General features: G+C 35.7%; 13 protein-coding genes and 2 tRNA genes. 12 read left to right on the top strand and 3 right to left on the bottom strand.

The window, feature by feature from the left end:
• Positions 1–101 precede the first annotated feature (101 nt).
• The 7 genes from BZG02_RS15770 to BZG02_RS15740 all read left to right on the top strand — a co-directional run bounded on the left by BZG02_RS15770 (position 102) and on the right by BZG02_RS15740 (position 7,170).
• Positions 102–530, top strand: a complete 429-nt coding sequence (locus BZG02_RS15770) for an aspartyl protease family protein (protein WP_101262435.1) — start codon at positions 102–104, stop codon at positions 528–530.
• Positions 531–680: 150 nt separating this feature from the next.
• On the top strand, positions 681–3,650 hold the full coding sequence (secDF, locus tag BZG02_RS15765; RefSeq protein ID WP_101262433.1) for a protein translocase subunit SecDF: 2,970 nt from the start codon (positions 681–683) through the stop codon (positions 3,648–3,650).
• 135 nt (positions 3,651–3,785) lie between these two features.
• Positions 3,786–4,013 (top strand): twin-arginine translocase TatA/TatE family subunit, encoded by a 228-nt coding sequence (gene tatA, locus BZG02_RS15760; protein WP_101262431.1) that lies wholly within the window; start codon positions 3,786–3,788, stop codon positions 4,011–4,013.
• A 58-nt stretch (positions 4,014–4,071) separates the two neighbouring features.
• Positions 4,072–5,007 carry a calcium/sodium antiporter gene (locus tag BZG02_RS15755; RefSeq protein WP_101262429.1) on the top strand — a complete coding sequence of 312 codons (936 nt, stop codon included), beginning with the start codon at positions 4,072–4,074 and terminating at the stop codon, positions 5,005–5,007.
• A 9-nt stretch (positions 5,008–5,016) separates the two neighbouring features.
• On the top strand, positions 5,017–5,676 hold the full coding sequence (locus tag BZG02_RS15750) for an ABC transporter ATP-binding protein (RefSeq protein ID WP_101262427.1): 660 nt from the start codon (positions 5,017–5,019) through the stop codon (positions 5,674–5,676).
• Positions 5,663–6,445, top strand: a complete 783-nt coding sequence (locus tag BZG02_RS15745; RefSeq protein WP_101262551.1) for a TIGR02757 family protein — start codon at positions 5,663–5,665, stop codon at positions 6,443–6,445. The genes BZG02_RS15750 and BZG02_RS15745 overlap by 14 nt, the downstream gene beginning before the upstream one ends.
• A 5-nt stretch (positions 6,446–6,450) precedes the next feature.
• On the top strand, positions 6,451–7,170 hold the full coding sequence (locus BZG02_RS15740; RefSeq protein ID WP_101262425.1) for a tRNA1(Val) (adenine(37)-N6)-methyltransferase: 720 nt from the start codon (positions 6,451–6,453) through the stop codon (positions 7,168–7,170).
• A 1-nt stretch (position 7,171) separates the two neighbouring features.
• On the opposite strand, the gene BZG02_RS15735 is transcribed toward BZG02_RS15740, so the two are convergent.
• Both BZG02_RS15735 and BZG02_RS15730 read right to left on the bottom strand, forming a co-directional pair.
• Positions 7,172–7,930, bottom strand: coding sequence for a hypothetical protein (locus tag BZG02_RS15735; RefSeq protein WP_101262423.1), 759 nt, complete (start codon positions 7,928–7,930; stop codon positions 7,172–7,174).
• Between the two features lie 85 nt (positions 7,931–8,015).
• Positions 8,016–9,380, bottom strand: a complete 1,365-nt coding sequence (locus BZG02_RS15730) for a saccharopine dehydrogenase C-terminal domain-containing protein (protein WP_101262421.1) — start codon at positions 9,378–9,380, stop codon at positions 8,016–8,018.
• 320 nt (positions 9,381–9,700) lie between these two features.
• Between BZG02_RS15730 and mutS the strand changes: the two genes are divergently transcribed.
• The 3 genes from mutS (at position 9,701) to BZG02_RS15715 (ending at position 12,668) form a co-directional block, all read left to right on the top strand.
• Positions 9,701–12,280 (top strand): DNA mismatch repair protein MutS, encoded by a 2,580-nt coding sequence (gene mutS / locus BZG02_RS15725; protein WP_101262419.1) that lies wholly within the window; start codon positions 9,701–9,703, stop codon positions 12,278–12,280.
• A gap of 212 nt (positions 12,281–12,492) precedes the next feature.
• Positions 12,493–12,565, top strand: a tRNA-Gly gene (locus BZG02_RS15720).
• 16 nt (positions 12,566–12,581) lie between these two features.
• A tRNA-Leu gene (locus BZG02_RS15715) sits at positions 12,582–12,668 on the top strand.
• A 95-nt stretch (positions 12,669–12,763) separates the two neighbouring features.
• Here BZG02_RS15715 and BZG02_RS21220 read toward each other — a convergent pair.
• Positions 12,764–12,913, bottom strand: coding sequence for a transposase (locus BZG02_RS21220; RefSeq protein ID WP_342746991.1), 150 nt, complete (start codon positions 12,911–12,913; stop codon positions 12,764–12,766).
• A gap of 234 nt (positions 12,914–13,147) precedes the next feature.
• Here BZG02_RS21220 and BZG02_RS15705 point away from each other — a divergent pair, with 234 nt between their 5' ends.
• Together BZG02_RS15705 and BZG02_RS15700 are read left to right on the top strand one after the other, a co-directional pair.
• Complete coding sequence (locus tag BZG02_RS15705; RefSeq protein WP_101262417.1) at positions 13,148–15,577, top strand: glycoside hydrolase family 2 TIM barrel-domain containing protein; 2,430 nt, start codon at positions 13,148–13,150, stop codon at positions 15,575–15,577.
• A gap of 187 nt (positions 15,578–15,764) precedes the next feature.
• A complete protein-coding gene (locus BZG02_RS15700) occupies positions 15,765–19,895 on the top strand; it encodes a hybrid sensor histidine kinase/response regulator transcription factor (protein ID WP_101262415.1) in 4,131 nt (1,376 codons plus the stop codon).
• The last annotated feature ends 88 nt before the right edge of the window (positions 19,896–19,983 follow it).

Genomic DNA, 19,983 nt, shown 5'->3' with positions numbered 1-19,983 from the left:
AGTATTAGATACACGAATTACTATTTTAAGGGTTTTATCATATTTTATGATACAATTTTCTGTTCTTTTGGTATATTTGCTATCCTTTGTTCATAAAGCCTATGAAAATTGAAATTCCTATAGAGATTATTGAACTTGAAAATGAAAGTTTTCATTTGTTGGTCAGGTGTAAAGTAAACAGCAATCACGAAGGAGATTTGGTTATTGATACGGGAGCTTCGAAAACGGTTTTAGATCGTAATTTTGTGCCTGCTTATACAGTGTCCGAACATCAAACATCAGAAATAAAATCTCGTGGTTTGGGCGAAGGGAGCTTAAATACAGAAATGGTTAAGATAGATTCATTCCAATTAGGAGAGTTGTTAGTTGCTGATTTTCATTGTGCATTAATAGATTTGGCAGGAATAAACGAAATGTACAGGGAGCACTGTTCTAGGGAAATTTGCGGATTACTTGGTAGCGATTTCCTCCTAAAACATCATGCAATTATAGATTATGAGCGACAAATTATGGAATTAAAACTTGGTTAAATCTTAGCTCTTTTAACAAAGACGCCAAGTCCGTTAAATCCCTGAGATTATTGAACAAAGGAATTTGAAAAAAATTAATATATTTGTGCGATAATTTGCGGTTAAAAATATAAAGTACCACATAAATAAGAATTAAATAAACCTAAACACATGCGAAATAAAGGAGCGATTCGTCTACTCGCTATACTCTTTGCGTTGGTGAGTTTGTATCAATTGACATTTACTTACGTTACCAAATCAGTTGAAAAGAAAGCTCAAGAGTTCGGAGCTGGCGATATTAAGAAGGAACAAGCTTATCTTGACTCCATTAGGGGAGAAGGAGTTTACAATTTTCTTTGGATTAAAGATTATTCTTACAAAGAGTGTAAGGAATTAGAATTGAACCTTGGGCTTGACCTTAAGGGAGGTATGAACGTTACCATGGAGGTTTCAGTAATTGATATTATTCAGGCAATGGCCAATAATAGCAAAGATGAAACTTTTGTAGCTGCCATAGCTAAAGCTAAAGCGATGCAAAAGGATAGTCAAAAAGAATTTGTTGTTCTTTTTGGGGAAGCCTTCGAGTCAATTAATCCAAGTGCTCAATTATCGTCTCCAGATATCTTCGGAACTTTAGAGTTAAAAGATAAAATTCCTTTTGGAGCTTCTAATGCCGAGGTGTTAAAAGTGATCAAAACGGAAGCTGATGCAGCAATTGATAATACATTTAATATTCTTCGTTCTCGTATTGACCGTTTCGGTGTTGCGCAACCAAATATTCAAAAAGCGGATGTTTCGGGTCGTATTATTATCGAACTTCCAGGTATTAAGGATGCAGCTCGTGTACGTAAATTACTACAAGGAACTGCAAGTCTTGAATTCTGGGAAACTTACACTGCAAGTGAGGTTACTCCGTATTTAAATGCAGCTAACGAAAAATTAGTAGCTATTAATACAATTGCAGAGCCTACTACTGAGGCAACTGAAGTTGTTGCCGAAGAGGTGAAAGAAGAAGCGAAAGAAGAAGATGTTGCTCTTTTAGATAAAATTGAAGAAACAGCTACCGATTCTGTAACCGATCTTAATGCAAAAGAAATTGCTAAAAAATACCCACTATTTTCTGTTTTAAATCCTACTCAAAGAGGATCTTCCAAAGCGGTTGTTGGTATGTCACATATTAAAGATACCGCAGCAGTAAATCAGATTTTAGCTATGCCTGCTGTTCAATCAGTAATGCCTCGTAATTTGAAATTCTTCTGGGGTGTTAAATCTATCGACGAAGGTGGTAATGTGTTCGAACTGTTTGCTATCAAAGTAACCAGTCGCGATGGAAAAGCACCACTTGATGGCGATGCTGTTACTTCTGCTCGTGAGCAAATAGATCAAGATAAAGCTCAGGCTGAGGTTTCGATGAGTATGAGTGGTGAGGGAGCAAAAGTGTGGGCTCGTTTAACCAAAGATAACGTGGACCGTGCAATTGCAATTGTTTTGGACGGATATGTATATTCTGCGCCTAATGTAATTGGTGAAATTAAAGGTGGACAGTCTAGTATTAGTGGAGATTTCACTATTGCTGAGGCGAAGGATCTTGCAAACATATTGAAGTCAGGTAAATTGCCTGCTCCAGCGCATATTATTGCTGATGAAGTTGTTGGGCCATCTTTAGGACAGGAATCTATTCAACAAGGAATGTGGTCATTTATGATTGCTTTTGGTTTAGTGTTGGTTTATATGTTCTTCTTTTATAGTAAAGGTGCTGGTCTTACTGCAAATATCGCTTTGATTGCCAACTTGTTCTTCATTTTTGGAATACTTGCTTCTTTAGGTGCTGTACTTACTTTACCAGGTATTGCGGGTATTGTATTAACAATTGGTATGTCGGTGGATGCGAACGTGCTGATTTATGAACGTATTCAGGAAGAGCTGAAAGGTGGAAAAGGATTAAGTCTAGCGGTATCCGATGGATACAAGAATGCTTATTCTGCGATTATTGATGGTAATATTACTACCTTATTAACAGGTATTATTCTTTATCTTTTTGGTGAAGGTCCAATTAAAGGTTTTGCAACTACTTTGGTAATTGGTATTTTCTCCTCTTTATTTGCAGCAATCTTTATCACTCGATTAATTATTGAAGCATCTTTAAAAAGAAATAGGAATGTAACTTTTACAACCAAGTTTACTGATAACTGGTTGCGAAATTCTTCGATTAAATTCTTAGAGAAAAGAAAAGTTTTTTATGTGATTTCTGGTATTGCTATTCTTGTTAGTATTGGATCTCTTGCTACAAGAGGTTTAAATCAAGGTATCGATTTTACCGGAGGTAGAACTTATGTGGTTGCTTTCGATCAACCAGTTTCGGTTGAAGCAGTTGCTAAGTCGTTAGATGTTGTTTATGGACACGCTCCAGAGGTGAAAACCTTTGGTGGAGATTCTCAGGTGAAAATTACAACAAAATATAAAATTGAGGAATCAGGAAACGAAGTGGATGATGAAGTAGAAGAACTACTTTATACAGGATTAAAACCATATTTAAATGGTGTTTCTAAAGTTGATTTCTTGGAGAACAATAGAAAAATGTCCCAAAAAGTGGGTCCTACTATTGCTGATGATATTCGTCAGTCTGCAGTATTGTCTATCTTATTTGCATTGATCGTGATTTTCCTTTACATCATGGTTCGTTTCTCGAACTGGCAGTATGGTTTAGGAGCAATTGCAGCTTTGGCTCACGATTCAATTATTGTATTGGGTATTTTCTCCTTGTGTTACGGATGGTTGCCATTCTCATTAGAAATTGATCAGGCATTTATTGCCGCAATACTTACTGTGGTTGGTTATTCGATTAATGATACCGTGGTTGTATTTGACCGTATTCGTGAGTATGTTGGATTGTATCCAAAACGCGATAGTGTTGAGGTGGTGGATAGTGCTTTAAATAGTACATTACGTCGTACTTTTAGTACTTCCTTGTCTACTATGGTTGTGTTGTTAGCTATCTTTATTTTTGGTGGAACTTCCATTCAAGGATTTACATTTGCATTATTAGTCGGAGTTTTGGTTGGTACCTATTCATCGCTATTTATTGCAACACCAATTGCTTACGATACAAGTTTACGTATGACAAAAGTGAAAAAGAAATAATTAGAATCTAATTATAAATGGAGTCCCTCGAATCGTATGATTCGAGGGATTTTTTTTGACTTGTTTTTAATCGAATTGCAATCTATATCTATGATTTAAAATTTCTTCGGTATATTTGTTGAAAATATCAAGCAAATGGATAGTATTCTTTTATTTATTAGTGGCGGTGAAATAGTTGTTGTGCTAATTGTTGTTCTGTTGTTGTTCGGGTCGAAGAAAATTCCTGAACTAGCTCAAGGATTGGGCAAAGGCATGAAAGAATTCAAGCGGGCAACGGAAGATATCAAAAGCGAGATCAGAAAGGAAACTGAAGTTCTCGATCATATTAAGGATTTTAAGGATGACCTTACTAAAAAGTTATAATCCTATACTTTAGAATTTATCATTCCACCAATATAGTGTGGAATTTTTTTTTATTTCAATGGACTATTTATATCTATTTATTGGTTTCGTTATACTTCTATATAGCGGAGATTTGTTAGTAAAAGGAGGAGTAGCACTTTCTTCTCATTTTAAAATTTCTACCCTTGTTGTTGGCGTAACTGTAGTTTCTTTCGGAACATCGGCACCCGAGCTTTTTGTGAGCTTAGATGCGGCGCTTCATGGTAGTCCCGATATAGCCATTGGTAATGTAATTGGCTCAAATATTGCCAACATTGCTTTAGTACTTGGTTTTACTGCCATATTAATGCCTTTGCCGGTTCGCAGTAATTCGATTAAATTCGATTGGCCTTTTATGATGGGAGCATCCCTCTTGTTTTATATTTTCATATTAAATCAGCAATTAGAGTACTACGAAGGAATTATTTTCATTTGTTTGTTGGTCGTATTTATGGTGTGGACCATTTGGAAGTCAAGGAAAGAGAGAAAATCATTATCTACCGATTTTAAAGAGGCTAAGTATTCTATTTTTGTTGCAATACTTTTAATTATTGCGTCATCAGTGGGCTTGTATTTTGGTGCAAATATTTTGGTTGGTAGTGCGAAGAATATTGCACTTGATTTTGGGGTAAGCGAAAGAGTAGTTGGGTTAACCTTAGTGGCTTTTGGAACTTCGGTTCCCGAGTTGGCTACCTCTGCAGTTGCAGCTTATAAAAAGGAGATGGATATTTCCATTGGAAATATTATCGGTTCTAATATATTCAATATATTCGGGGTGTTGGGAGTAACATCCATTATTAAAAATATATTTATAAGTGATCAAATTATCTCTTTTGATATCCTTATCATGTTAGGAGTTTCATTTCTTTTATTTTTACTGATTTTGCCCTTACATAAGGGGAAGTTGCATCGATGGAAAGGATTTTTACTACTGGCGGTTTATTTGATTTATGTATATTTAGTTTTCACAAAGTAACAGCTTGCTATGATAACTGCTGATAAAATCAAAAAAAGTTTTGGAACGGTGGATGTTCTGAAAGGAATTGATCTGAAGATCACAAAAGGGGAAATTGTTTCCGTTGTGGGATCCAGTGGTGCCGGTAAAACAACTTTACTACAAATTTTGGGAACTTTAGACAGACCCGATTCTGGAAAAGTTCTTTTCGATGGTGTAGATATTACTTCCTACAATGAAAAAGAATTGGCGGCATTTCGAAATTCTAATATAGGTTTTGTTTTTCAGTTTCATCATTTGTTACCTGAGTTTACTGCTTTAGAGAATGTTTGTATTCCAGCTTTTATTGCGAAAAAGTCGAGGGCGGAAGCTACCGCTAAGGCTAAGGAGTTATTGGAAATGCTGAATCTTGCACATCGAATAGATCATAAGCCTGCCGAACTTTCGGGCGGAGAAAAGCAACGGGTTGCGGTGGCAAGAGCTTTGATTAATGATCCTATCGTTATTTTGGCCGATGAGCCTTCTGGGAATTTAGATTCAAAAACTCGTCAGGAGCTTCATGAACTATTTTTTACCTTACGGGATCGTTTCCAGCAAACTTTCGTGATTGTAACACACGATATGGAATTGGCGGATATGTCGGACCGAAAAATTATTATTTCAGATGGGCGAATCGATGAAAGTAACTAAGCTTTCCTATCCTGAGCTTAAGGAATTTTTGGACGAGAAATTCAATTTATTCAATCGGGAATCTTTTATTACAAGCGATCCTATACAAATACCTCGTTCTTTTTCGAAGAAAGAAGATATTGAAATTTCTGGGTTTCTTAGCGCTAGTATCGCTTGGGGACAAAGACCTACCATTATTCGCAATGCTAAATGGCTGATGGAGAGAATGGAACAACAACCTCATGAGTTTATTTTGAATGCTTCCAATGCCGATTTTGAGAGGTTTAAAAGTTTTAAACATCGAACGTTTAATGAGGAGGATTGTATTTTTTTTCTAAAAGCCCTGCAAAATATTTATCGGAATCACGGAGGACTGGAAGCTGTCTTTTCGAAAGGAGTTGCCGACTCGAAAGGTGTAAAGGGAGCGTTGGTATATTTTAGAAATGTGTTTTTTGAGACGGAACATTTGGATCGAAGTCAGAAACACATTTCTAATGTTTTAAAGAAATCAGCTGCCAAGCGACTAAATATGTTTTTAAGGTGGATGGTGCGAAAAGATGAACGAGGAGTAGATTTTGGTTTGTGGAGTAAAATTTCGCCTGCGGCCTTGTATTTGCCTTTAGATGTGCATACAGGAAACGTAGGACGAAAGTTGGGATTGCTAACAAGAACGCAAAACGATTGGCCTGCTGTGGAAGAAATCACCGAAAATCTTCGAAAATTGGATGCAAAAGACCCAATAAAATATGACTATGCTTTATTTGGTTTGGGAGCTTTCGAGAAATTTTAAAAGCGATGGCAAATAACTATTTTGAGTTTAAACAATTTAGAGTCGATCAGGACGGTTCTGCAATGAAAGTGGGAACCGATGGGGTTCTTTTAGGAGCTTGGGCAAATGTTTCGAATACGAATAGAATATTGGATATTGGAACGGGAACTGGACTTATTGCAATGATGTTGGCACAAAGAACCAATTCCGATACTCAAATTGATGCCGTTGAGATTGAATCGGGTGCTTATCAACAAGCTGTTAATAACTTTGCAAACTGTCCGTGGACTTCAAAATTGACTGCCTTTCATCTGTCTTTTCAGGATTTTTGCCAAGCTTCAACGATTCAGTACGATTTAATTGTAAGTAATCCACCTTATTTTTTGAATGGTTTAAAAGCGAAAAAAGAATCGCGGACTCAAGCTCGACATGCCGATCATTTGCCTTTCGAAGATTTACTGAAGGGAGTAATGAATTTGCTTAATGAAGGGGGTGTTTTTGCTGTTGTTTTGCCGGTGGCAGAAGGAGAGTATTTTCAGAGATTAGCTCGATTAACGGGCTTTTATCTGAAAAGAAGGATATCTGTTCTGCCTAATCCGGGGAAACCGGCGAAACGATATCTGCTTGAATTTGTTTTGCAAAAATGCGAAGTGCAATTGGGCGAATTAATCGTGGAAAATGGGGAAAGACACGTTTATTCGCCAGAATATATCGATCTTACAAAAGATTTTTATTTTAAATTTTAAACTACTGGTTTTCCTCGGTCGATAATTTAAAATTTACCCACCATTCGGAAAGCTCATAAGGGTTCTGATTGGTTCCGGCTTTTAACCTTTCCATTCGTTTACTGATATATTCCTTACTGCTTAAGGCCGAATGATATACTTCATTTGCTTCATTAATGCTAGATATGCCAATGCCTATTATTTTATTTTCAGCACCAGCTTCCGAATAAAATTCGTTCATCGGAATCCGAATATGATAACTAAATAAAACTTCATTTTTAGAAATTAGTTTTACTTGATACGTATCGTCATTTTGAAGAGTACTTATTGTTATGGTTTCATTTCTTTTTGTGTTAACTACTTCATATTCTTGAAATCGATCCAAAAATTCCTCATTCAACTCAACAAGAGAAAAACGAGATAAATAAGCTTTAAATTTTTCTTCTGAATAAGGGAATTCACTGGGCATTGGATAGTTTATGGCAAAATTGTTTTGAAGTTTTGCTTTGGAATCGATCCAAACACTAAGTCCTAAATTATATATTTTACGAAGGGTGTTGGTCGAATTTGTTTCTAAAACAATGTCAATGAACTGGTTGTTATTGAATAGCTTAATGCTTATTCGATCATCGGGACTGTAATAATTTGCCTCCTTAACAGCGTAGGTTTCGGAATTGAAATTTTCATTTTTTTGCCAATAGCTCGACAGCTGATTTTTTACTGCGCAGGAATTAAAAATAAAAAGACTTGCTAAAAAAACAAGTGGAATAAATCGTGACATGCTTATTGTAGTATTGATGCAGATCAAAAATAGAAAAAAGAAGGAGGATCTCTTCTGTATAAACGGAATTTAAATGCTCATTGAACTATAATTCTATTTCTTCTTCAATAAATCGAATTCCTAAATTTTCAAGTTCCGATAGAATTGGTTTGTAAAGTTCGGGTAGGGTTGGGATGTGAACGCCTTTTAATTGAATTTTATCTTTCGCTAAAAGCTTTGTGGCAATTGCCAAAGGTGTTCCAACGGTATACGACATGGCAGTATTTTCTCGATCCGTACCTTCGTAACTCATCGAGGAAGTGATGCGTTTTTTAACCCCATTCAGCTCAAAATCAAATAGGTGTTGCATTACCAGTAAATCCCTGTCGGTAGGCTCCAAAGCCCATTTCTGTTCTAGAAGTTTTTGCAGAATCATTGCAGGAGTAGCATTTTTTAAGCCAATAAGTTCATCGGAAAAAACACCAAGCCATTTTAATTTACTCATTATTAAAGAGTTGGGAGCTATATTTGTAAATGTGGCTAAGTTTTCTTCTGCTGATTTTTCACTATCGGGTAGGAAGCTTAGTAAATAATTTAGGTAAGTAAGCTTGTGCGAATCCTTCATGGTGTAGGTGTCATCGGTGCAACCTAATTGAACCAATACATTCCATGCCTCGGAATAACCAGGTCTGCGCATGGTTCCCCTCATAATGGTAGGAATATTTTTTAGTCCGTATAACTCACAATATTGAAGGGAGTCTCGGTTGGGATACACTTCAAAATCACCATAGCCTGCAATTTTAGTTTTGGTTAGAGTGGAGAATAGTTGGTGATAGGGAGTGTATTTATAATGACCATTTTCTTTGAATTGAGCCGTTCCTTGTCCGGCTACAACTACATTTCTTGGATTCCAGGAAAATTTATAGTTCCACGGATTATTATCACAATCAGGAGCTACCAAACCTCCACAAAATGATTTAAAAGCTTTTATTTTTCCGCCACGTTCTTTGATACGATCGATAACCTTCATCGCCGACATGTGATCTAGACCTGGATCAACACCTAGTTCGTTCAGAAACGAAAGGCCTTTTTCTTTGGCTTCTTCGTCCAATTCCATCATCTCGGGAGAAACGTACGATGGGGTTAACAGATGCTTTCTATATCGCAAACATTCTTTAGCAACAATTATGTGCATTGAAGCGGGGAGCATGCTAACTACAATATCTGCAGCAGCAATTTCTTCTGCTCGTTGTTCTAAATCTTTTAAATTAAAGCGCAAAGCTATTCCGTTGGGATGCTTATCTATTTTTTTCTGAGCAGACTCTAACGACATATCAGCAACCGTAATTTTCCAGCTGTTTTTTTCAGAATGCTTCAATAAGTAGTGTATTAAATTGGTTGATGAAAGACCGGCGCCAATTATTAAAATATTTTTCATTTTTATATCGTTAGTTTGTGTGTTCTGTATCATATAAATTTATAATAAAGTGGCTAAAAAACTATAAAAACACTCCTTGTTTTTTACGAACAGATTTATAAAATGATACTATTTATTCAGGATTTAAAAAACGCATGAATATCAGTAAAATAAGTATTTAAAAGTGTAAATACTTGCTTTTTACAGGCATTTGAAGGAAAATTTCAGTCAAACACTTCCAATTTGTTCTTCTTTTTATTTTCCGATCTGTAAATCGGAATGAGTATATTTGTTCGTGATAGATAAAAAAATGAGTAACCTCTAAATATATTTGCCCCTTGGTACAAGCTAGAAAAGCCGTCGAAACCCCATTAATGAAGCAGTATTATCAGATGAAGGATAAACACCCCGATGCTATTTTACTATTTAGGGTTGGTGATTTTTACGAAACATTTTCTGATGATGCTATTCGTACTTCTGAAATATTAGGCATTACTTTAACAAAGCGTGCAAACGGTTCTGCCTCTTATGTGGAGTTGGCTGGATTTCCACATCATGCAATAGATACTTATTTGCCTAAATTGGTAAGGGCTGGTATGCGTGTTGCTATTTGTGAGCAATTGGAGGATCCGAAGAAAACCAAAACTTTGGTGAAACGTGGCATTGTGGAATTGGTAACGCCCGGAGTTTCCTATAATGATAATGTTTTGGAACATCGCGAGAATAATTTTCTTGCGTGTATTCATATGGAAAAAAATGTAGCTGGAATTGCATTTTTAGACGCTTCAACGGGAGAGTTTTTAACTGCTGAAGGAAGTTTTGAGTATATCGATAAATTGTTGGGCAATTTTCAGCCAAAAGAGGTTTTGTATCAAAGAGGGAAAGAAAAGCAATTTCACGAGTTATTTGGTGGTAAGTTTTATACTTTCACCATGGACGATTGGGTTTTTACCGAAAGTGCGGCAAAGGACAGGTTGCTTCGTCATTTCGAAACAACTTCGCTAAAAGGATTTGGAGTTCAGACACTTCGAGATGGAATAATTGCCTCGGGAGCGGTTTTGCATTACCTGGATATTACTAAACACAGTCAGGCTGCCCATGTTACACAGCTTTCGCGGATAGAGGAGGATAGATACGTTTGGTTGGATAAATTTACAGTCCGAAATTTAGAGCTGTTTGGAGCGCTTAACGATGGCGCAAGTACTCTTTCTGGGGTTATGGATAAAACCTTATCTCCTATGGGAGCTCGCCTTTTAAAACGGTGGATTGCGCTTCCTTTAAAGGATGCGGCCAGCATTAATGATCGTTTACGTGTGGTGAATCATTTTTACGATAATGAAAAGGCTACTCATGAAATAGGCGATGAGATACAGCAAATTGGAGATTTAGAACGTATTATCTCTAAGGTTGCTGTTGGGAGAGTGAGTCCTCGGGAAGTTGTTCAGCTTAAAAATGCCTTAATTGCCATTGATCCCATTCGTAATTATTGTTTAAACAGTGGTAATGATGGTCTTCTAAAAATTGGTGATCAGTTAAATCCATGTACTTCGGTTCGGGAAAAAATTGAAAAAGAAATTCATGTGGATCCGCCAAATATGGTAAGTAAAGGTGGTGTAATAGCAAATGGTGTTTCTGAGGAGTTAGATGATTTAAGGAAGATCTCTTTTTCGGGAAAAGATTATTTACTGCAAATGCAATTGCGCGAGATTGAAAGAACCGGAATTACTTCGCTAAAAATTGCTTTTAATAATGTGTTTGGCTACTATATTGAAGTGCGAAATACACATAAAGATAAGGTGCCGCAAGAATGGATTAGAAAGCAAACTTTAGTAAGTGCAGAACGGTATATTACCCAGGAATTAAAGGATTACGAAGAGAAAATATTGGGAGCCGAAGAAAAAATTTTGGCTCTGGAAACTCGTTTGTATAACGAATTGGTTCTTGGTATTGCCGATTATATTTCAAGCATTCAGTTAAATGCAGCTATGATTGGACGATTGGATTGTTTACTGTCTTTTGCAAAGTTAGCGAAAGTGAACAATTATAATTGCCCAAGCATCAACGAATCTCAGGTGATTGAGATTAAACAGGGAAGACATCCGGTAATAGAAAAGCAATTGCCAATTGATGAAAAGTACATTGCGAACGATGTTTATTTAGACAATGAATCGCAACAAGTTATAATTATTACTGGGCCAAATATGGCGGGTAAGTCGGCTTTGCTCCGACAAACTGCATTAATCGTTTTAATGGCTCAAATTGGAAGTTTTGTACCAGCTAAGGAAGCAAATATTGGTTGTGTCGATAAAATTTTTACTCGTGTTGGTGCTTCGGATAATATTTCTTTAGGAGAATCTACTTTTATGGTGGAAATGAATGAGGCTGCAAGTATTCTTAACAACTTGTCATCACGAAGTCTAATTTTGTTTGATGAATTAGGAAGAGGGACAAGTACTTATGATGGAATTTCTATTGCCTGGTCGATTGTAGAATACATTCATGAAAATACGAACAGTAGGGCTAAAACGTTATTTGCAACGCATTATCATGAGCTGAACGAAATGGAGAAATCATTTTCGAGGGTGAAGAATTTTAATGTTTCGGTAAAAGAGGTGAATAACAAGGTTATTTTCTTGCGGAAATTAGTTTCTGGAGGCTCTAATCATAGTTTTGGTATTCATGTGGCACGCATGGCCGGAATGCCTAAGTCTGTTGTGAAACGAGCAGATGAAATATTGCTTCAGTTGGAAGGAAAACAAAATGGGGAATCGCTTGCGAAACCAGTTGGAGAAATAGCACAGCAACGTGAAGGATATCAAATGAGCTTTTTTCAGCTCGATGATCCAGTACTTTTGCAGATACGAAATGAGATTTCTGATTTAGATATTAATAACCTGACGCCAATTGAGGCTTTAAATAAGTTGAATGAGATAAAAAAAATATCAGGATTGTAAAAAAAAATAAAAAAAAGTGAGTGTCCCATATACAAAGGCTTTTCATGCAGACTACCTGAATTTCAAGGAGTCATATTCAGGATTCTTGATGAGCCTTTTCGGAAGCTCAAAAAAAAATGAAGCAAATAGTTTTTTTCTTTTGCAGAATCAAAAAATACGTATATATTTGCATCGCAATTGAGAGAACAACGGTTCACTTTTAAAAGCAAAATGCGAGAATAGCTCAGTTGATAGAGCACAACCTTGCCAAGGTTGGGGTCGCGAGTTTGAGTCTCGTTTCTCGCTCAAAATCCGTAAGGATGCCCAGGTGGTGGAATTGGTAGACACGCTGGACTTAAAATCCAGTGGCTTCACGGCCGTGCGGGTTCAAGTCCCGCCCCGGGTACCAGGATGAAGACTGTTTCAGTAATGAAACAGTCTTTTTTTTATGCCCTAAATTTCCTTATTTCGGATCAATTCGAAAATTTGGTGGAGTAAGATTTTTTAAGCATATATTTTAGCGACTCTAAAAAGGAAGAAGTTAATATCTCTCACCCCTCTAAGTGATGCTCTGAATGCTTTCAGTTTTGCATTGAAAGATTCCGCTGAAGCATTTGTACTACGATTTTCGAAGTAGCTTAAAAATACCTCGATTCAGTACTGTAAATCTTTTCGTGTGCTCATCAACGCTTCTTTTCATTACTATTTCGAAATAGAACAAATTATATCAGACATGCGTTTCTTAACAGGAGATATTTACAAGCTGAACAATAGCTAATCAAAGCCTATTCCCGTAAGAATTATTAAGAAAGACATTTTTATTACCCCTGGATAAGCATGTGCTTTAGGATAATTTTATTTTAGCTCATCTTAATTAACCTAGTTTAGATGAAAATAAAATTTACGTTTACAGTTCTGCTTTTTATAGTAGGACTTACTGTTTATGCCCAAGAACGATCGATAATAACTTTATCGGAGAATTGGAAATTTACAAAAGGAGAAGTTATTGGTGCAGAAAATACCGATTTTAATGCAAACGATTGGGAAACTGTAGCTATTCCTCACGATTGGGCAATTTATGGTCCTTTTGATAAAGAAATAGATAAGCAAACAGTTCAGATCTTCCAGAATAATGAGAAAAAAGCAAGTGAGAAATATGGTCGCACAGGAGCTTTGCCTCATATTGGAATAGGTTGGTATCGTACTACTTTTAAAGTACCAGAATACAAAAAGGGTAAACAGGCTTTATTGATTTTTGATGGCGCTATGAGCAATGCTCTGGTATATGTGAATGGTCAAAAAGTAGGAAGTCGTCCTTATGGATATTCTTATTTCTACTTTGATATTTCAAATTTAATAGAGGAAGGGAAAGAAAATTTCTTGGCAGTTCGATTGGAAAATCCTGCCAAAGCATCTCGTTGGTATCCAGGTGCAGGAATCTATCGAAAAGTTCAGGTGATTGTAAAAGAGGATGTGAATTTTAAACAATGGGGAACTTTTATTACCACTCCATTTGTATCAGAAAAAAGAGCAAAAGTTCAGATTAAAACTACTGTTCAAGGAGAGGATATTCATTTAGAAACCATAATTAAAGACGCTAATGGAGAGGTAGTTGGTGCTCAGTCTTCTAATGAAAGATACAATGATGAACTTGATGTACAAATTCCTGTTGAGAATCCGCAATTGTGGAGTACGGAGAATCCATATTTGTATACTGCGGAATTAAAGCTGTATCAAAATCAGCAATTAAAAGATGTACAGGAAATTCGTTTTGGAATTCGCAGTATTAAATACAGTGCAGAGAAAGGTTTTGAGTTAAATGGAAAGGTGACTAAGTTCAAAGGTGTTTGTCTGCATCATGATTTAGGACCTTTGGGAGCGGCCGTAAACAAATCAGCTTTAAAGCGACAATTGAGAATATTAAAAGACATGGGTTGTAATGCCATTCGCTCTGCTCATAACATGCCATCGCACGAGCAGTTAGATTTGTGCGACGAAATGGGTTTTCTGTTTTTAGCAGAAAGTTTTGACGAGTGGGCCAAGCCAAAGGTAGAAAATGGGTACAATTTACATTTTAAAAAATGGGCAGAGAAAGATGTGGTGAATTTGGTTCGAGCAACACGTAATCATCCTTGTATTGTGATGTGGAGTTCTGGAAATGAGGTGCCCGACCAACATGGGAGTCTTGGTGTAAAACGAGCAAAATATTTACAGGATATATTTCACAGAGAAGACCCAACACGTCCGGTTACTGTTGGTATGGATCAGGTAAAAGCGGTAATGGAAAGTGGATTTGGATCCATTATGGATGTTCCAGGATTGAATTATCGGGTGCATTTGTACGAAGAAGCTTATGAGAAATTTCCTCAGGGATTTTTATTGGGTTCGGAAACTGCTTCAACGGTAAGTTCTCGAGGTATTTATAAGTTTCCTGTTGTAATGGATAAAGGAGTAATTTATCCTGATGGTCAATGTTCTTCTTATGATTTAGAATACTGTAATTGGAGTAATGTTCCTGATGATGATTTTGTATTGCAAGATGATAAAGACTGGGTAATTGGAGAGTTTGTGTGGACTGGTTTTGATTATTTAGGCGAACCTACACCTTACGATAAAGTGTGGCCATCTCGCAGTTCTTATTTTGGAATTTGTGATTTGGCAGGCTTGCCTAAGGATCGATATTACCTATACCGTAGTCGTTGGAATACCGAGGATGAAACTTTGCACATTCTTCCGCATTGGAATTGGGAAGGTAGAGAAGGAGAAACAACACCCGTTTTTGTATATACCAATTACAAAAGTGCTGAGTTATTTGTAAATGGAATTAGTAAGGGTATAAAAAGGAAAAGCAAGGAAAATAACCAAACTCGTTATCGCTTAATGTGGAACGAGGTTAAATATGAGCCTGGTACCCTTAAGGTAATTGCTTTTGATGATAATGGAAATGCAGTTGCCGAAAAAGAAATTAAAACAGCCGGAGCTGTACACCACTTGGAATTGTCTGCTGATCGAAAAATAATTAAGGCAAATGGTAAAGATCTATGCTTTGTTACGGTTTCAATAGTTGATAAAGAAGGGAATTTTTGCCCTACTGCGATAAATGATCTTCAAATTAAAGTAAGTGGTGCAGGTAAATTTCGTGCGGTTTGTAATGGTGATGCAAGCTCATTGGAATTATTTCATATGCCAAAAATGAAAGCATTTAGTGGAAAACTAGTTGTATTAGTTCAAAGCGATACTAAAGCAGGAGAAATAAAACTGCAAGTAAATGGGAAAGGATTGAAAACAGGTAGGATCTTAATAAAATCAGTATTGTAAAAGAACGATAAGCGTATTGGTGTGAAAGCATCAAGTTTAGGATAGATTAGTGGTTTGTCTGTTTCAAATTCTCTTTGTGCAAAGAGAATTTGAAACAATTTTATGTTGTGTTGATTTTTAATGATGATCCTTAAAAAAATCAGTAATTTATAGTAAATTGGGGTGTTTAGGATAAATTGCAAATGATATGAGTAAGTACTTACAAATTGTTGTTATAGTTTTATTTTGGGGGATTAATGTATTTGCGACACCTGAGCAAAGCAAATTGGAACCCCTACAACAAATTACCATATCGGAAGGTTTATCGCATAATGGAGTAACCTCGGTACTTGAAGATTCGAAAGGCTATTTATGGGTAGGAACTTACGATGGATTAAATAGATACAATGGTTATGAAGTTAAATCTATAAGAAATACCATCGATGAGAAATTAATGGTGAGTAATCGCGTTCGCGCCTTATTGGAAGATAAAAATGGAAACATTTGGATCGGATCGGATAAGGGCGTTTCTATATACGATTATTCCACAGAGAAGATTACTGATATTTATTCCAATTCTTTTACCATAAAGGGCGAAAATGGTCCTATCGTTCGAAAAATGATTAAGTCTGAAAATGGGGATATTGTTTGTATAACAGACAAAGAAGGAGTCCTTATATTTCAAGACGATTATACTTTTAAATCAAAACATCTGCCATCAAAAAATATTACTACAGAAGATGTGTTGTTTCACGATGGACTTCAGCTTAACGAAGCTTTCTTTTTATTTTCAACATCTGTTGGGTTACTGCAATTTAATCTTGAAAGCAAGAATTTCAAACATATTTTAAGAGATGAGATTTTATTTAGTACCGCAATTTTAAAAATTGAGGAGAATGAGTTGTTGCTTTCAAAACAAGAGGGTCTCGCAATTATTAAAATAAATGATAGTGGTTCCGAACTTAATTTTCAATTGAGTCCAACTTATCTAAAAGAGCACAAATTTGTTAGTTTCTCGGTAGATCAATTGAATAATTTGTGGTTAGGGACGGTAAACAGAGGCATTATTCACATTCAAGATTTAGAAAAATTTAAAAATAGAAAGAAAAATAAGGTGTCTGTATTTAAGGCAAATACAACTTTTCTAAGAGTGAGTTGTGTTGTTTCAAATACTAGCAGTGGATGTTGGATTGGTACTTTTGAAAAAGGCTTGTATCGATTTCCGTTGAACGAAAACCCTTTCCATTTTTATGCATCAGAAATGAATAGTAAATATGGAATAGCTACCAATGGCATTTTATCTATTACTGCTTTGGATAAGGAAAGAGTTTACATTGTTTCGAATAGTGGTGGCGTGGCTCTTTTTAATACAAATACAAGAAATTTTGAAGCCCTTCCATTTAATTTAGTAAACGATTTAGCTCCTCGCGTGGGGCTCCTGTCTAAAGATTCTAAAGCAAACATATGGATAAGTAGTGGCAATGTGGAGGATGAGGTGTTGTTGATTCCTTCTGGTTCAAAAAAAGTGATTAGCATAGGTGGTAACCGATCTTTTAAACTGAAAGATATAAGGGCTATAGAAGAAGATAAGTATGGCAATTTTTGGATTGGTGGAGCAAACAATGTATTTAAAATAAAGCTAAATGAACAGCACGAAATTATTGATATTCAAAGCTTAATTGCTAATCCCTATTTTGATGATAATAAATTTAGTTTAACTCGTGTTATTTATGTTGATACTGAACATGATTTTATTTGGATTGGAACGGATACAAATGGTTTGTACAGGGTTGATACCAAAGGGAATATTAGTTTGGAGAAGGCAAATATTAGCCAGTACTCTAATAATTCAGCATTAGAAAGCTCATTGTCGAGTAATTTTGTAAGTTCCATTTTTCGTATTCCTAATGGTGATTTATGGATTGGAACAGAGCAAGGTGGAGTTTATAAGGTAGAGGATAGCAATAAAGCACCAAGTTTTATTCGTTTTTCGGAAAAGGAAGGCTTATCGAATAATGTGGTAAAAAATATTTGTTACGATGGAGATGAAAATTTATGGATTACAACCAATATTGGGCTCAATAAATTTAATCTGAAAACTGAGCGTATTAGTCGCTATCGAAAAGAAGATGGATTACCATTTGAAGCGTTTGATTATGCATCATGCGTATTAAAAAATGGTCAGGTAGTTTTGTCCAGTCAGGAAGGCTTTTGTTATTTTAATCCAGATTTACTGATATCGAATAAAAAAATGCCTTGGGTAGAATTGGGGAGCTTTAGTGTTAATAATAAGCTAATTGAACCGAAGGATACAATTAATGGGAGGGTGATTTTAAACAAACGAATTGGGGAAGAATCTGAAATTGAATTGAAATACGATGAGAATGTTTTTACCATTCAGTTAACAGCCTTGCATTTTGAGAATCCAGAAAATCATTTAATAAAATACAGACTTTTTCCCTTAAATAGTGATTGGATTAAAGTCCCATCAGAGAAGTGCTATATTGATTTTAATGGAGTGCAACCAGGTGAATATTGGTTTGAATACAGTGGTTCAAATTCATTTGACCAATGGACTAAAGTAAAACGATTAAAAATTACGATTAAACCTCCATTTTGGAAAAGTAATTTGGCAATTGTATTTTATATTGTGTTTGTTCTGGCATTTATTATTGTTATTATGAGGATAATAATAAGAATGAAAGATTTAAAGCACAGTCTTGAGATTGAATTGATAGAAAAGGAGAGAAGTGAAGAGATTACCAATGCTAAGTTTCGTTTTTTCTCCAATATATCTCATGAATTTAAAACTCCACTGACCTTAATTTCGGGACCAATTGAATTTTTAATGCGAAGATTTCAACACGATCCTGAGCTAAAGGATAGACTTGACCTAGTCAATCGACAATCGCATAAAATGTCGCAATTAGTAGATCAAGTGCATGATTTTCAAAAAGCAGATAAAAATTTATTGCAAACTCACTACAGTACTTTCAGATTTGATCTTTTTATAAAAGATATGATTCTGGAATACGCTTATTTGGCTAAAAATTCCAGCAAACAATTAGAATTGATTGGGGAATTACCTCCCGTAGTAATTAATGCAGATAAAGATAAGTTGGAGAAGATTTTGAATAACTTATTGAGTAATGCCTTCAAATTTACTAAAGTCAACGATTTTATTCGGATAAACTATTGGGTAGAGAAAGATAACAATTTGGTAGTTACGGTTGCAGATAGTGGGAAAGGAATTCACCCTAAGGATATAGCTCATGTGTTTGAACGATTTTATCAATCGCAACAAAAGAATAATGAGTACATCGGAGGTTCTGGCATTGGACTTGCTTTTTCGAAGAAATTGGTGGAAATGCACTATGGAACAATCGCAGTTGAGAGTGAATACAAACATGGCACAACCTTTACTTTTAAACTCCCAGTTGTTACAGAGGCCGAGGAGGAAGTTGTTTCGCGTAGTTTGGAAGGCATAATAGCATTTGAAAAGAATTTTAACAACAACGAAAGCATCAGCAATAAGGAAAGTCAAAATTATCAAATAAATGAAAAACTTGTTGATTCTGTAATTTATTTGGTGGAGGATAATGCCGATATGCGTTTGTTTATCGAAAGAGAACTGTCCAAGATATTTAAGGTGAAATCTTTCGAAAATGGATTGGAATGCTTAAACGCGATGGAGTTAGAATGGCCAGATATTATCATCAGCGATGTTTTAATGCCTGAGTTGAACGGTTTAGATTTGACAAAGCAGATTAAATCGGATGTGAAAACCAGCCATATTCCGATCATTCTTTTAACAGCATGTACAACGGTCGAAGATCAAATAGAAGGACTTAAAAATGGTGCTGACGCCTATATTGTTAAACCTTTTAATATGACTTATTTAATAACAACAGCAGAAACAATTTTACTGAATCGTAAGATGTTACGTGAACGGTTTCAGATTGATTTTCGTGTTGGAGTTGAGAAAAAGTCGCTTAGTGCCGGAGACTCTATTTTTTTGGAAAAACTCTATGGTTTAATTACTGATAATTTGAGCAATCAAGAATTGGATTTAGATCTTTTTGCATCCGAATTGTGCTTGAATCGAACGCTATTTTATCAGAAGGTGAAACAGTTAACAGATAATACTCCATTTGAATTATTAAAGATGTATCGCCTTAAAAAAGCTGCAGAGTTATTAGTGAATACAGACATGCAAGTGTCCGAAATTTCCGACTTAACGGGCTTTAAGAGTCGAACTCATTTTAGTAAATTATTCAAAGATAAATATGATGTTACCCCAGGGAAATATGCGATGGAACAAAAAATGAAGTCGAAATAATTAGTTGATCAATTTGTATGGGTGTAAACTAAAGAAAGCTTCGTTTTCACGAAGCTTTCTGGAATAACCGATATTTATTGATGTGCTA

The organism is Labilibaculum filiforme (assembly GCF_002843315.1).
Lineage (GTDB): Bacteria > Bacteroidota > Bacteroidia > Bacteroidales > Marinifilaceae > Labilibaculum > Labilibaculum filiforme.
This window is presented reverse-complemented; position numbering and strand designations above follow the sequence as displayed.